This is a genomic window from Nocardia sp. NPDC058497 (assembly GCF_042720195.1).
In the GTDB taxonomy this organism is placed as follows: Bacteria; Actinomycetota; Actinomycetes; order Mycobacteriales; family Mycobacteriaceae; genus Nocardia.
In genome coordinates this window covers 1-13,398 of record NZ_JBHXMY010000005.1, presented here as the reverse complement: position 1 = coordinate 13,398, position 13,398 = coordinate 1, and the positions used below count along the sequence as shown (strand labels likewise).

The 13,398-nt window shown below is 68.1% G+C and carries 18 protein-coding genes and 1 pseudogene; 11 read left to right on the top strand and 8 right to left on the bottom strand.

What is annotated here, in order from left to right; all coding sequences use genetic code 11:
- On the top strand, window positions 1-410 hold a 410-nt coding region (locus tag ACFWPJ_RS01060), incomplete at its 5' end, for an Abi-alpha family protein (RefSeq protein ID WP_378845694.1).
- Window positions 411-416: 6 nt separating this feature from the next.
- Here the strand turns inward: ACFWPJ_RS01060 and ACFWPJ_RS01055 are convergent.
- Both ACFWPJ_RS01055 and ACFWPJ_RS01050 read right to left on the bottom strand, forming a co-directional pair.
- Window positions 417-1,073, bottom strand: coding sequence for an enoyl-CoA hydratase-related protein (locus ACFWPJ_RS01055; protein ID WP_378845692.1), 657 nt, complete (start codon window positions 1,071-1,073; stop codon window positions 417-419).
- Between the two features lie 12 nt (window positions 1,074-1,085).
- Window positions 1,086-1,694 carry a TetR family transcriptional regulator gene (locus tag ACFWPJ_RS01050; RefSeq protein ID WP_378845690.1) on the bottom strand — a complete coding sequence of 203 codons (609 nt, stop codon included), beginning with the start codon at window positions 1,692-1,694 and terminating at the stop codon, window positions 1,086-1,088.
- Between the two features lie 214 nt (window positions 1,695-1,908).
- Between ACFWPJ_RS01050 and ACFWPJ_RS01045 the strand changes: the two genes are divergently transcribed.
- Entirely contained in the window at window positions 1,909-2,454 is a 546-nt protein-coding gene (locus ACFWPJ_RS01045) for a TetR/AcrR family transcriptional regulator (protein ID WP_189028826.1), read from the top strand.
- Here ACFWPJ_RS01045 and ACFWPJ_RS01040 read toward each other — a convergent pair.
- From ACFWPJ_RS01040 to ACFWPJ_RS01030, 3 genes are all read right to left on the bottom strand, one after another.
- Window positions 2,451-4,316, bottom strand: coding sequence for a Na+/H+ antiporter (locus ACFWPJ_RS01040; RefSeq protein ID WP_378845688.1), 1,866 nt, complete (start codon window positions 4,314-4,316; stop codon window positions 2,451-2,453). The two genes, ACFWPJ_RS01045 and ACFWPJ_RS01040, sit on opposite strands and share 4 nt — an antisense overlap.
- A gap of 96 nt (window positions 4,317-4,412) precedes the next feature.
- On the bottom strand, window positions 4,413-4,931 hold the full coding sequence (locus ACFWPJ_RS01035; RefSeq protein ID WP_378845687.1) for a pyridoxamine 5'-phosphate oxidase family protein: 519 nt from the start codon (window positions 4,929-4,931) through the stop codon (window positions 4,413-4,415).
- 157 nt (window positions 4,932-5,088) lie between these two features.
- Entirely contained in the window at window positions 5,089-5,793 is a 705-nt protein-coding gene (locus ACFWPJ_RS01030) for a histidine phosphatase family protein (RefSeq protein ID WP_378845685.1), read from the bottom strand.
- Window positions 5,794-5,992: 199 nt separating this feature from the next.
- Here ACFWPJ_RS01030 and ACFWPJ_RS01025 point away from each other — a divergent pair, with 199 nt between their 5' ends.
- Window positions 5,993-6,706 carry a DsbA family oxidoreductase gene (locus ACFWPJ_RS01025; RefSeq protein WP_378845683.1) on the top strand — a complete coding sequence of 238 codons (714 nt, stop codon included), beginning with the start codon at window positions 5,993-5,995 and terminating at the stop codon, window positions 6,704-6,706.
- Between the two features lie 4 nt (window positions 6,707-6,710).
- On the opposite strand, the gene ACFWPJ_RS01020 is transcribed toward ACFWPJ_RS01025, so the two are convergent.
- Window positions 6,711-7,760, bottom strand: a complete 1,050-nt coding sequence (locus ACFWPJ_RS01020) for a glucose 1-dehydrogenase (RefSeq protein ID WP_378845682.1) — start codon at window positions 7,758-7,760, stop codon at window positions 6,711-6,713.
- Window positions 7,761-8,008: 248 nt separating this feature from the next.
- Here ACFWPJ_RS01020 and ACFWPJ_RS01015 point away from each other — a divergent pair, with 248 nt between their 5' ends.
- From ACFWPJ_RS01015 to ACFWPJ_RS01000, 4 genes are read left to right on the top strand one after another with little or no spacing between them, the layout of a single operon-like run.
- Window positions 8,009-8,794, top strand: a complete 786-nt coding sequence (locus ACFWPJ_RS01015; protein ID WP_378845681.1) for an N-acetylmuramoyl-L-alanine amidase-like domain-containing protein — start codon at window positions 8,009-8,011, stop codon at window positions 8,792-8,794.
- 20 nt (window positions 8,795-8,814) lie between these two features.
- Window positions 8,815-9,012 carry a hypothetical protein gene (locus tag ACFWPJ_RS01010; RefSeq protein WP_378845680.1) on the top strand — a complete coding sequence of 66 codons (198 nt, stop codon included), beginning with the start codon at window positions 8,815-8,817 and terminating at the stop codon, window positions 9,010-9,012.
- A gap of 17 nt (window positions 9,013-9,029) precedes the next feature.
- Complete coding sequence (locus ACFWPJ_RS01005; RefSeq protein ID WP_378845679.1) at window positions 9,030-9,575, top strand: class I SAM-dependent methyltransferase; 546 nt, start codon at window positions 9,030-9,032, stop codon at window positions 9,573-9,575.
- A 9-nt stretch (window positions 9,576-9,584) separates the two neighbouring features.
- Entirely contained in the window at window positions 9,585-9,980 is a 396-nt protein-coding gene (locus ACFWPJ_RS01000) for a MerR family transcriptional regulator (protein WP_378845677.1), read from the top strand.
- Between the two features lie 2 nt (window positions 9,981-9,982).
- Here ACFWPJ_RS01000 and ACFWPJ_RS00995 read toward each other — a convergent pair whose 3' ends face one another.
- Window positions 9,983-10,474 carry a DinB family protein gene (locus tag ACFWPJ_RS00995; RefSeq protein ID WP_378845675.1) on the bottom strand — a complete coding sequence of 164 codons (492 nt, stop codon included), beginning with the start codon at window positions 10,472-10,474 and terminating at the stop codon, window positions 9,983-9,985.
- A 152-nt stretch (window positions 10,475-10,626) separates the two neighbouring features.
- The gene (locus tag ACFWPJ_RS00990; protein WP_378845673.1) at window positions 10,627-10,782 is read right to left on the bottom strand and encodes a hypothetical protein; all 156 of its coding nucleotides are present in this window, start codon (window positions 10,780-10,782) and stop codon (window positions 10,627-10,629) included.
- A 72-nt stretch (window positions 10,783-10,854) separates the two neighbouring features.
- Here ACFWPJ_RS00990 and ACFWPJ_RS00985 point away from each other — a divergent pair, with 72 nt between their 5' ends.
- From ACFWPJ_RS00985 to ACFWPJ_RS00970, 4 genes and pseudogenes are all read left to right on the top strand, one after another.
- Complete coding sequence (locus tag ACFWPJ_RS00985; protein WP_378845671.1) at window positions 10,855-11,808, top strand: alpha/beta fold hydrolase; 954 nt, start codon at window positions 10,855-10,857, stop codon at window positions 11,806-11,808.
- Between the two features lie 103 nt (window positions 11,809-11,911).
- Window positions 11,912-12,355 carry a helix-turn-helix transcriptional regulator gene (locus tag ACFWPJ_RS00980; protein WP_378845669.1) on the top strand — a complete coding sequence of 148 codons (444 nt, stop codon included), beginning with the start codon at window positions 11,912-11,914 and terminating at the stop codon, window positions 12,353-12,355.
- A gap of 10 nt (window positions 12,356-12,365) precedes the next feature.
- The gene (locus ACFWPJ_RS00975) at window positions 12,366-12,776 is read left to right on the top strand and encodes a VOC family protein (RefSeq protein WP_378845667.1); all 411 of its coding nucleotides are present in this window, start codon (window positions 12,366-12,368) and stop codon (window positions 12,774-12,776) included.
- A gap of 55 nt (window positions 12,777-12,831) precedes the next feature.
- Window positions 12,832-13,398 (top strand): annotated as a pseudogene (locus tag ACFWPJ_RS00970) (excinuclease ABC subunit UvrA); the annotation flags it as partial.

The following is a 13,398-nucleotide window of genomic DNA, read 5'->3' as shown; positions in this document are numbered from 1 at the left end:
TCGCCGGTCCGCAACCGGCGATCGACATCCGCACCAAGGCGCCGTTCGGGATCGGCTCGCAGCGCCTGGCCGACGGCATCAACATGATCGCCTACATGGCCGGATGCGCACTGCCCGAACGTGATCACCACTATCTGGGCAATCTCAGCAGGCTCGGGCTGGTCCGCTTCTCCACCGAACCGGTCGCCGATTTCCGCCGGTACGCGTTCCTGGAGGCACAGCCCAGCGCCCAGGCGGCCTACAAGTCGGTGAAGATGCGGGCGATCAGCTCCTACCGCAGCATCTTCCTGTCGGTGTTCGGCAAGCAGTTCTGCGACGCGTGTTTCGTGCTCGGCGACTACACCGGGGGCGGCTGGGCCAGTGACGATCGGGGTGACGTCTATCTGGGCAAGGGCCCCCGGCTGCCGTGATCGCCGTCAGTCCTTGCCGCGCAACGCGTCCAGGACGCCGGCGAACATCACCGACTTGATGGCGGTCATCGTCGGCTGGTCCTTGCCGCCCAGCGGCGCGACCATCGCCAGCGCGGTGTCGAGGACCTCGGACTCGGCGACCGCGGCGTCGACCAGGTCGGCCGCCAGCGCATCGGTGCCACCGTAGCGGCGGGCCGTGGTCATCGCGGCGATCGCCGTCTTCGGGGGCACCTTGGCCTGGATCAGGGCGGCCATGCCGTTGGTGAACGGGATGCGGATGTCGGCCTCGGGGAAGCAGAAGAAGCCGCGGTCGGCGCGCATCACCCGGTAGTCGTGCGCGATCGCCAGCATGGCGCCCGCGCCGAAGGCGTGGCCGCCGATCGCGGCGACGGTCGGCATGGGCAGGGTGAGCATCCGGCCGAACAGGGTGTGCACGGCTTCGACGTATTCGGCGGCGTGGTCGCCGTTGGCGGACAGCCAGTCCAGGTCCAGGCCGTTGGAGTAGATCTTGCCGGTCGCGGTGGTCACCAGGGCGGCGGCGCCCGCGGCGACGACGGCGTCGAGGTGGGAGTGCACCTCGGTCATGAAGTCGGGGGAGAAGCGGTTCTCCCCGTCGCCGAGGTCGAGGATCGCGATCGCGTCGTGGTGGCGCAGGGTGGGCATGGATGGTTCCTTTCAGCGGGGGCCGAGTTCGAGGACGGCACGGACGGCGGCACGCAACTGTCTGCGGGCCAGGGGATCGGTGAGCCGGTCGCGGCGCAGCAGCAGCGCGGTCGGCAGGTCGACCAGGCAGGTGGTGACGGTGGCGACCCCGCGCCGATCGGCGCGACCCCACAGGGCGCGCGCGAGCCGTTTCAGCGCGGTCAGCAGCGCCTTCTCGGTGGCGGCGATCTCGCGCGCGAGGTCGGCGGGCAGGTCGCCGGCGAGCAGGTCCGCGCGGTCGACGAGCAGCAGCAGGCGGGCCGAGTCGGGGTGGGTGTCGGCCAGGCGCGCCGGGGTTTCGGCGGCATCGGCGACCGCGTCGATCCTGGCGCTCGGGTCGGTGGCCTCGACGGCACGGTCGATATCGGCGGCTTGCAGGGCCAGGAAGCGGCGGGCCGCGCGTAACCAGGTGCGCGCCAGTACTTCCTGGCGGGAGGCGAAGGTGTGGTACAGCGCGCCGTTGGAGACTCCGGTCGCGGCGGCGACGGCGCGCACGGTCACCGCGGCGGGACCGGAACGGGCGGCGATGTTTTCGGCGGCGTCCAGCACGGTCTCCGGGTCGTGGGTACGCGGTCTCGGCATGAACAAAAGTTTACAGAGCATCTGCTCTGTAATTACATTCGGGTGGACATGTGACCAGGTTGGGCGCCGATTTTGTTCCAGCACTTGGTATTTCGATCTCGGAGCCGGAGATTCGGACACAGCGTAGACTTCGTTATGCCCGCGCGAGTCCTCGTTACGATCGGGTACTGTTCGCATTCTTCGGCCCTGTCCGCACGAACAGATCGGCATCGCGATGTCCCGAGTGGTCACCAAGGAGCAGTACTACGACACCGCTGTGGCGGTGCTCGCCGAGTTCGGCTTCAAAGGTCTCAACATCGGTGTGCTGTGCCGTCGCCTCGGTGTCACCAGCGGCTCGTTCTACCACCACTTCGGCTCGTGGCAGGGCTTCGTCGACACGCTGTTGGAGCACTGGGAGAACCGGCAGATGGTCGAGCTACGCGCGCTCGATGTCGGCCACGGCGATCCCGATGCCGACGTGCGCGCCATGTCGGCACTGGCCAGCGGACTCGAACACGGCGCCGAAGCCGCGCTGCGCGCCTGGGCGGCCAACGACGAGTCGGTGCACGTGACGGTCAAGCGGGTCGACGAGTCACGCAGGCGGACCGTGCACCGCGTCATCGACAGCGTCGTCGGCGACGAGGCGACCGCCTCGGTCGTCACCGAATTCGGCATGGCCATGCTGATCGGCTACCAGCAGCTCGCCGCGACCGGCGAACCCACCGAACTGGACCGCCTGCTCGCCGAATACGCGCGCCTGATCTACTCGCACCGCCGCTAACCGAGCAGCTCGTCCACGTAGCACCAGCGCCAGACTTCGCCGGGCTCCACACTGCGCATCACCGGATGCGCCGTCGCCGCGAAATGGGCACTGGCATGGTTGCCCAGCGAGGACTCACAGCAGCCGATATTTCCGCAACCGGTGCACATGCGCAGATGCACCCACGGCAGACCCTCCTCGACGCACCGGCGGCACACCAGATCACCGACCGGCTCCCGCAGCAGCGGCGCGTGCTCGAGATGCGCGCAGCCGTCGGCGGCCCCGGCGCCGGCGAGCGGTTCGACGCCCGGCTCCTCGTCCGCCTCGTCGAACCGATCGATCATCGACTCCTCGAGGTCGAGCCGCGCCAGCACATGCTGGAGCACCTCGTAATCCACCGTCCCAGCGTCGCGGACCCGCAGCACCGCATCGCGTTCGGCGCCCAGCATCGCCAGCCGCAGTCGCCGGTACTCCGCGGTCGGAGTCATCTGTTCGGCTTCGGGGCGTCCCAGCCGTTCCCAGGCCGCATTGGTGCGCCAGACCAGCCGCTGCCGCAGCGAATCGACCACCGGCTCGGGTGTGTCGGGGCCGATCTGTCTGTCCAGTTCGGCCAGGCCCGCGCTCGTAGCCTGTTGCAGCAGATCGGCTTTGGCGAGCGCGTCCTCCGCGCGGCTGGGCCCGCGCAGGCGCAGCAGCCGCACCAGCCACGGCAGCGAGGTGCCCTGCACCAGCAAAGTGCCGCCGACAACCACCAGTGCGAGCAGCTCCAGTACCGGCAGCTGCGGAGTCGAGGCGGGCAGCAACAGCACCGCCGCCAAGGTCACCCCGCCGCGCATCCCCGCCCACGACACCACCGCGGCGTGGCTCAACGGCTCGGTCGTGCGCCCGAACAGCCGGGCAGCCAAGACCGGGGTGAACACCCAGACAGGCCGGGCCAGCATCACCGCCGCGAGTACGGCCACGGCCGCCACGACCAGGGTGCGATGGTCGAGGCCGCTGTGCCAGGCGCCCTCGACGATCCAGCGCACCTGCAGGCCGATGATCAGGAAGACCGCGCTCTCCAGAATGAACTGGATGGTGCGCCAATTCGTCGTCTCCGCGACCCGCGACGCGGCGCCCTGCCAGCGTTGGGCGCCGTGGCCGAGGATCATTCCGCAGGTGACGACCGCGATCACGCCGGAGGCGTGCACATGCTCGGCGGGCAGATAGGCGACGAACGGGGCGAGCAGCGACACCGTGGTGTCGAGCACCGGATCGTCGATCCGCTTGCGCAGCAACACCAGTCCCGCCGCGACCGCCCCGCCGATCACCGCGCCACCGACCGCGGCGAGCAGGAAGTCACCGCCGATCTGCCACATCGTCACCGCACCGGCCATCGCCGCGATCGCCCCACGCAGCGATACCAGCGCCGTCGCGTCGTTGAACAGCGACTCGTCCTCGAGCACGGTCACGATGCTGCGCGGCATCCCGGTGCGCCGCGCGATCGCCGTCGCCGCGACCGCGTCCGGGGGAGCGACCACCGCGCCCAGCGCCACCGCCGCCGCGAACGGCACCGGCAGCAACCACCACACCACCAGCGCCACCGCGAAGGTACTGAACAGCACCAATCCCACCGACAGCGACGCGATCGTGCGCAGGTTGTCCTTGAAATCGACCAGCGAGGTGCGCAGCGCCGCCGTGTAGAGCAGCGGCGGCAGCAATCCCAGCAGCACCACCTCGGGCTCGAGATGCACCTGCGGCACCATCGGCAGATAGGAGGCGGCGACGCCGGCGAGGGTCAGGACGAGAGGTTCCGACACCCCGAATCGCCGGGCCAGCGCCGCGAGCGCGGTCGCCGAGCCGACCAGAACCACCAAGCCGATCGCCACATCCACGACCAGCATTCTTCCATCGGCGCTCTAGTCGAGGTCGCCGTAGTACTCGGGGAACGGGAGGTGCTGCCGTTCGCGCCGATCGTGTCGCTCCATCGATGTCGACATTCAGCCATCGACTGGTAGGTAGTGACTTGCTTCCATGTCCAGGAGACGCCGCTCAGTCGGTCTCAGCCCGTGCACCCGATCCCATCGAGTCAACCGCATCTCGTCCTCGCTCCACTCGATGCAGCTTGCGGCGTCGACGACCACGCTGAAGAATCGCCAGGTGTCGCGCGGCCGCCACCCACTCGTTGCCTCGGTCGAGGCCGCGGTTGCCTCGCGTTGCGATTCGTCGACATCCACTACGTGGCCCCGCAGCTGTACGTCGCACTCGGGACGCGCCGGGTTGGTCACCGGAGTCCGAAGCACCACGCGCGAGTCGCGATCCAGATCGCGTACCTTCCGTGATCCGGCGATCATCACGAGCATCAGCTGGTGCTGGACGAAGTGAGCTTCGACTGGGCTGATCCTGGGCGCCCCGTCGCGCCTGACGGTGCCGATCAAAACGAAGCCGAAGCGCTCGATCTCGCCGCGCACGCGCTCTGCGAGGTTTGGCGCCGCCTGCTTGAAGTGGTTCCACGTCACCCATCCAGATTCCGTTGATCCGCACACAACAGCAAGCTCGAAGACCTCGCACGGCCTTGTCCAGAGGCGAGCCCCCGCTCCGTGCTCACGCGAACCGAAGCCTGCCGCGGGCATATCCGCCCGATCGTCGGCAACGGAGCCGAGGCGCCGTGCGAGCTCAGCCGACCTGCTCGGTGTTCGCGAGGTGGGCGACCTCGCCCCACACCCGAATCCCCAGCCGGGGACCTTCCCGCCGCCATTGCGACACCGACGCATTCGGGACGGGCTCGAGCGAATCCGGCACCGCAGCGCCCATACCTTCCAGGATGTAGCGCATCGACAGCACGACCGCGTCGTGGGTCACCACCAGCACCTGCTCGCCCGCGGCGACCACGTCCAATTCGTCGAGGAAACCGCGCACCCGCAGCGCCACGTCGGCCAGCGACTCGCCGCCGGGCGGGCGGTACACCCAGTTGCCGACCCGTTCCCTGCGGGCGGCCTCCTCGGGTGCGCGGCGGCGGATCGCCTTGTACGGGTGCAGTTCGAACACGCCCATCTCGCGGTCGCGCAGCCGTTCGTCGACCAGGGTCCGGATCGGTCGCAGGTGCCGGTTGCGGGTGGCCGCGGCCTCGGCCATCAATGCCCAGGTGAGCCGGGTGCGCAGGTAGGGGGAGCAGACAACCAGCTCGGGCCGCTGTGTCCCGGCCAGCCCCGCCAGCCAGTCGCCCAAACGCTGGGCCTGCCACTGCCCGTACTCGGTCAGGTCCACCTCGGCGTCGGTGCCGCGCATCGGCCGCAGTTCGGTCGCCGGGTCCGCGTACCAGGCATTGGCCTCGCTCTGGGCGTGCCGCACCGCCCACAATCCACCCAGTGCGCGGGGCACCGCCAATCCTTCGGGCACCTGCACCCACCCCCTCCGTCGATCGAACGCCATCGGCCTTCCTTCGTGCTCGTCCCGTCGTGCCCGGACGCGCCAGGGAATAGCGGCTTCGTTGCCTGCGTTGCACCCCAAGAATTTGAACGCCTGTCCAGATATGTCCGGCGGATCGCCGCCGGATTTTCGTGTGCCGGAGGAGGCCCGCTTGACCACCAGAGTAGAGATCTGGACCGACATCAACTGCCCGTTCTGCTACCTCGGCAAGGCTCGCTTCGAGGAGGCGCTGGCAGGCTTCGACCATCGCGACGACGTCGAAGTCGTGCATCGGTCCTTCGAGCTCGATCCCGGTCTGCCCGCCGGCGAGACCGGCCCGGTGATCCCGCGCATCGCCGCGAAATACGGCATCAGCGTCGAGCAGGCCGCCGCCAACGAGCGCTCCATCGGCGCCCAGGCCGCCGAGCTCGGACTGGCCTATCAGACCACCGGCCGCGACTACGGCAACAGCTTCGACATGCACCGGCTGCTGCACTTCGCCCTCGAACAGGGCAAGCAGGACGCCCTGCTCGATGCCCTCTACGCGGGCAATTTCGCCGAACCCGAACCGGTTTTCGCCGACACCGAACGCCTCGTCGCGCTCGCCGTGCGCGCGGGCCTGGGCGAAGCCGCGGTGCGCGCCGTGCTCGCCGATCCGGACGCCTACGCCGATGCCGTCCGCCAGGACGAACTCGAAGCCGCGCAACTCGGCGCGACCGGCGTGCCGTTCTTCGTCTTCGACAACAAGTACGCCGTCTCCGGCGCCCAGCCGACCGAGGTGTTCACCCACGCGCTCACCACCGCATGGAACGACCGTCCGACACCGCTGGCGATCACCGTCGAGTCCAACGGTGCGACATGCGGCCCGGACGGCTGCACAATCTAGCCGCTCACAAGTCGATGACGACCTTGATCTCGTTGTGGTCACCCGGATCAAACGCCTCGAGCGCCCGCTCCAACGGCAGCCGCCGGGTGATCAGCCGGCCCAGCCACCGCGGGTCGGCTTTCGTCAGCGACTCCGCCGCCAGTTCGTAGTGGTGTCGGTTGGCGTTCACCGATCCGAACACCACCGCGTTGTCGAGCACGATATTGCGATTGAGTGCGCCCACATCGACCGAGGCGTCATTGCCGGAGGAGGGCACGCCCAGCAGGCAGACGATCACGCCCGGATTGGTAATCTCGGCGGCCTGCAACGCCACCGCAGCAGCGCCGGTCGCCTCGATCACGACATCGGCGTCGATCTCCTCGGCCACCTCCGCGGCCGAACCGGTGTGGAAGGTCCCGCCGAGATCGGCGACCATCCCCGGTTTCGGCCCCTCGGTCGACCGGTCGAGGACATGTACGTCGAGCCCCCGCTGCGCACCCAGCATCGCTGCCAGCAGACCGATCGAACCCGCGCCGGTGACAAGCACCGTCTTCGGATCGAACCACGCCCGGCTGTTGATCTTCTCGATCTGATCCCATGCCTTGGCCACCACCGCCGTCGGCTCCATCAACACCCCGACCTGCGCCAGCGACGGGTCGAGCTTCGCCGCGTAATCGACCGGAACCACCCACGCACTCGACCCGAACCCGTCGATCTGCTTGATCCCGCTCTCCACATACCGCCCGTTTCGGCACATGTCGAACTCGCCACGCGCACACGCCCCGCACGGCACCGGATCGGGGCGGCGCACGATCCCGACGACGAGATCGCCTGCGGCGAAACCACTTCCGTCCGGCGCGCCCCGCACCCGGCCCAGCGACTCGTGCCCGAGGATCAGCCGCTCCCGCCCCGGCGGCGCCCACCCGTATTCGCCCGAGGCGATCTCACGGTCGGTACCGCAGATGCCGAGCGAGATCCCGTCGACGAGCAGCTCGTTCGGCCCCGGCACCGGATCCGGCACGTCCTCGATGCGCAACGATCCGGGCTGGTTCGGCACAACGGTCAAAGCACGCATGTCGGTTTCCCTTCCGCCGCAACGGCGATGCTGTCGGAACCTGCACGAGCAACTTGTTCGCGAACTCACTGCGAACACGAACTACCTGCGACAACGGTACGTGATCGCCCGGCATCGGCACGATCGCGAATTGCTTGCGATCGTCGACGAACAGCCGGTCATGGTGCTCAACAGCTGAGGTGGCACCCGGCCCGTCGGCTACGGTGGAAACCGCTCGCACCGATCGACCGTTGCTTGCTGGAGGCGTCTTGCGCATCATCGTCCGGATCCTGCTTGTGCTCGCCGCGCTCGTCTGCGCCGCCGCACCCGCCCTCGGCGCGCCGGCCGTCGACGACGCCACCGGCCGCAAGATCGACGAACTGCTCGCCGTGCGGGCCGAAGCGGGCGCCGTCGACCGGGGCGAACTGCTGGCCCGGCTCTCCGCCCGCCTGCTCGGCACCCCCTATGGCGCGAACATGCTCGTCGGATCCGCCACCGAGCCCGAACAACTCGTCGTCGACCTGCGTCGCGTGGACTGTTTCACCTTCCTCGACTACATCGACGCCGCCTCCCGCTCGACCGACCGCGACCAGTTCGTCACGAACCTGATCGCCACCCGCTATGTCGACAGCCGCGTCGAATTCACCCAGCGCAAGCACTTCTTCACCGACTGGGCCGCCACCGGCCGCATCGCCGCCACCGACATCACCGCGAGCCTGAGCCCCGCCGCGGTCACCACCACCAAGCACCTCAACGCCAAAGCCGACAGCAGCAACTACCTGCCCGGCCTGCCCGTCGTCGACCGCGCGATCACCCACATCCCCGCCGCCGCGGTCGACGGGGGAGTCGTGGCAGGTCTGCGCACCGGCGACTTCCTCGGCGCCTACACCCCCGCAGCAGGCCTCGACGTCACCCACGTCGGCATCGTCGTCCAGACCCCCACCGGCCCGGTGTTCCGCAACGCTTCCTCCCTGGCCGAATACCAGGTCGTTGATACCCCACTGGCCGACTACGTCCGCACCACCCCCGGCATCGTCGTCCTCCGTCCGCTCTGAATCCCCGCGAGGTTTTCGCCGTGACCACACTGCCCGACCGTCCCCACACCGCCCTGCTCGTCGCCGACGCCCACACCACCTTCGACAAAACCCCCTGGGGCGCACCGAAACCCGACGACGTCATCGCCCACACCAACCTCTACTGGCAGTACCAGCAGGCCCCGGGCCGCACCGCCGCCGTCCGCCCGACCGCCGAGCTTGACTTCATGTCGACCTGAACAGGCAAGGTGGTCCCATGACCACCTTCGGCTCTGCACAGAGCGCCGGCTACGACCGCCGCGCCACCCGCCTGCTCGGCAGCCTGTACCGGCGCATCGCCACCGACATCGACACCGCGACCACCCACGGCGCCACCGTCGTCGACATCGGCACCGGACCGGGAAAACTGCTGTCCACCTTGGCAACCCGACGACCCGACCTTCGCCTGCACGGCATCGACCTGTCCCCGCACATGATCGAGATCGCCCACCGCAACCTCGACGGCCACCCCGCCGAACTCGCCGTCGCCGACGTCGACGACCTCCCATACCCCGACGCGAGCATCGACCTCGCCGTCTCCAGTCTGAGTATGCACGAATGGCCCGACCTCGCCACCGCCACCCGCGAACTGCACCGGATCCTGCGACCCGGCGGCACCCTCGCGATCTACGACTTCCGGTTCACCCGCACCACAGCGATTCAGCAGGCACTGCGGGCGGGGTTCGGCACGGTCGACACCGAAACCGTCCGGCTCCCATGGCATCCCGTCGCGGTCATCACCCGCTACCGCGCCACGGCATAGGGTCGACCGATGGCGGGTGAACACACCACGATCGGCGCGGCGGCGGCACACTTCGGTCTCCCCACGCACGTCCTGCGGCATTGGGAAGACTGCGGACTGCTCACCCCCGAGCGCGACTCCGCGGGCCGCCGCCGCTATCGCGACACCGATCTGGACACCATCGCGATGATCGTCCTCGGCAAGAAGGCAGGCCTGTCCCTGGACGACCTCGCCATCTTGTTCACCCGCGCCCCCGACCGCGCCACCCGCCACCAGGTCCTGCAAGCCCACCGCACCCGCCTGACCGACCAGCTCGCCCGCACCCGCGCCGCCCTCGACGCGGTCACCCACGTCCTCGACTGCGACGCCGAGGACTTCCGCACCTGCCCGCATTTCCTCGACCAGATCGCCGCCGTACGAAGCTGAGTTCAGACGCCCGTCGCTCCGTCGATCCGTTCCCGGATGAGATCGGCATGGCCGCAATGGCGGGCGTACTCGGCGATCATGTGCGTGTAGATCCAGCGCAAACTCACCTGGCCATCCATGAACGGACTCGTGTCGTCCAACTGACGCGCGGCGCAATTGCCGCGGGCGTGGGCGATCTCGTCGTTCCAGACGGCCAGGGCGGTGTCGTAGGTCGAATGGTCGAATACCTCGAACCCACCGTCGTGCCCGGCGATGTCGGCCTCCGGGTCGTGGATCGCCGGGGCAGACTCTCCGGCGAGGACTCTGCGGAACCAGTTGCGCTCGACCTCGGCCATGTGCTGGACCAGGCCGAGCAGGGTCAGCGGAGAAGGCGCAGCGGCGGCGATACGCAACCGAGCATCGTCGAGTCCCTGGCACTTGCCCGCCAGCGTCGCCCGGTAGAAGTCGAGCCACCCCTCCAGCGTCGCGCGCTCGTCGGCGTTCAGCGGCGGCATAGGCCGTTCATTCGTCGTCACGAACACGGATAGTGCCACGACCATCAGACACCCACCGTGGCTGGGAAACCCGGCCCGGATATCAAGCCGACAGCGACCTGGCCACGCGTCGGCGGCCGGTCGCTGGGGTTGCCGGCCCTCGTGTATGTCGGCTACAGCAGCACCGCGTCGGGTGCGGCAGGAGAAGCGATTTCGGTGGAGGCGAGTTCGCGGATGGTGTCGATGAATGGGCGGAGCAAGGGGTTGCGATCGGCGGTCGGCCACATGAGGCCGTAGTCGATCGCCGCATCGGCTCCTTCTACCTCCATCCCTGGTCGGTGGTCGCGTAGGATTGCGTTCGTTGGCCCAGTTGGTCCTTGCAAACCAATCGGAGCGGAACAATGGATGACACCGAAGGCGAATTGCGAGCTGACAACCCAGTTTCCTCATCGCAATTCGCGGTACCTCCCGATAGAGCAACGAAGTCGGTGGTGACCGAAGACGGCCGCAATCTCTCCTACATCGAGTTCGGCGAACCAGACTGGCCGCTGGTTATCCATAATCACGGCGGACCAGGTAGTCGGCTCGAGGCACGCCTCCTCGCAACTTCGGCATCGAAGAATCGGCTACGGCTCCTCTGCGTCGATCGCCCCGGCATCGGACAGTCCAGTGGTCAGAAGATGCGCAGCTACTCCGGCTGGGCAGACGACTTGGTGACCATCGCCGACGCGTTGGAATACCGCGAATTCGGCGTGACAGGCTGGTCGGAAGGTGGACCGTGGGCGCTGGCCGCAGCGGCCTACATTGATCCTCTTCGACTGCGCCATGTCAGCAGCATCGCGGGTGGAAGTTACGGCGCCTTCGGTGACAACTGGGCAGCGGATCAGCTGTCGAAGGCCGACGCACTCGGAGGATACCTGGCACTACGCTTCAAGCCCGGCTTTCGACTGATGTACGCGACTCTCGGCGTGGTGGCCAAACATTTCCGCGGCACCTTCGTCAAGCAATTACTGAGTGCCGTCAATGATTACGATCGTCAGATCTTGGCTGAACCGGATGTCCGGACCGCCTTCTGCGACTCGAGCGCCGAATGCTTTGCCCATGGTTCCGACGGGCTCGTTCGCGACAGTGAACTCCTCTATCGGAGTTGGGCCTTCGACGTGGCGAGGATCGAACGCCGGGTCCATATGTGGCAGGGGATGGACGATCGACTTGTCACCGACTCCATCAACCAGACGGTGGCTGCACGAATGCCGGGAGCGGTATGGCATCCCGTTGCGGGAGCAGGGCATTTCGTGGCCGTCGGTTCGGCCGATGAAGTGTTCGGGATCGCGGCCGCGGAGCTGGGCGGGTAGAAGATTATCGCGGCGCGCTCGTCGTCACGAGCGGGATGGTGCCAGGGCGGTCGGACACCCACGGTGCTGGGAAACCCTGCCAGGACGTGAGACGATCGCGCATGTGACCAGCACCCCGGAGCGGCCTCAGCATCTCAGGGATCTCGCACTGCTGCGCCGCGTCCGCGACCGTATCGACCGCGAATACGCCCAGCCGCTCGACGTCGAGGCGCTCGCGCGCGGTGTGCACATGTCCGCCGGGCACCTCAGCCGCCAGTTCCGCATCGCCTACGGCGAATCGCCGTACTCCTACCTGATGACCCGCCGCATCGAACGCGCGATGGCGCTGCTGCGGCGCGGGGATCTCAGCGTCACCGAAGTCTGCTTCGCCGTCGGCTCCTCCTCGCTGGGCACCTTCAGTACGCGCTTCACCGAACTCGTCGGCGTGCCGCCCAGCGTCTACCGCCAGGAGCATGCAGAAGCGACCCAGGGCATGCCATCGTGCGTGGTCAAGCGGGTGACCAGACCGATCAGGAATCAAGAAGCGCAGGCGTCGGCAGGTAGTTAGCGTGGTCGCCATGAACATCACCATTCACCAGAGCTACCTCCCGCAGGACGACCCCGACGCCGCGCTCGCCTTCTACCGCGACGCCCTCGGCTTCGAGGTCCGCAGCGACGTCGGCTACGGCGGTCTGCGCTGGATCGTCGTCGGCCCCGCAGGCCAACCCGACACCTCCCTGGTGCTGACTCCGCCTGCCGCCGACCCCGGCATCACCGACGAGGAACGCCGCGTCATCACCGAGATGATGGCCAAAGGCACCTACGCCGGGATCAACCTCGCCACCGACGACCTCGACGGCCTGTTCGAGAAGCTCCAGGCAGGCGACGTCGAGGTGGTCCAGGAACCCACCGATCAGCCCTACGGCGTCCGTGACTGCGCCTTCCGCGACCCCGCCGGGAACATGGTCCGCATCCAGCAGGCCAAGTAAGCCCGACCGCCGGTAGATTCGATATCCGGCGACGCCGACTGACCGAGGGAGACCCATGAGCACGGCCAAGAAATCGAGCACTCCGACCGTGGAGCCGGCCGACAGCCACGACCTGATCCGCGTGCACGGCGCGCGCGTCAACAACCTGCGCGACGTCAGCGTCGAGCTCCCCAAGCGCAGGCTCACCGTCTTCACCGGCGTCTCCGGTTCCGGCAAGAGCTCGCTGGTCTTCGGCACCATCGCCGCCGAATCCCAGCGCCTCATCAACGAGACCTACAGCGCGTTCGTGCAGGGCTTCATGCCCAGCCAGTCACGGCCCGACGTCGACGTCCTCGAAGGCCTCACCACCGCCATCCTGGTCGACCAGTCCCGCCTCGGCGCCGACCCGCGCTCCACCGTCGGCACCGTCACCGACGTGAACGCCATGCTGCGCATCCTGTTCAGCCGCCTGGGCGACCCGCACATCGGCTCCTCGCAGGCCTTCTCCTTCAATGTCGCCTCGATCAGCGGCTCCGGCGCGGTCGCCGTCGAGAAGCACGGCGTCACCGTCAAGGAACGCCGCAGCTTCACCATCACCGGCGGGATGTGTCCCACCTGTGAGGGCAAGGGCAGCATCGGTCTC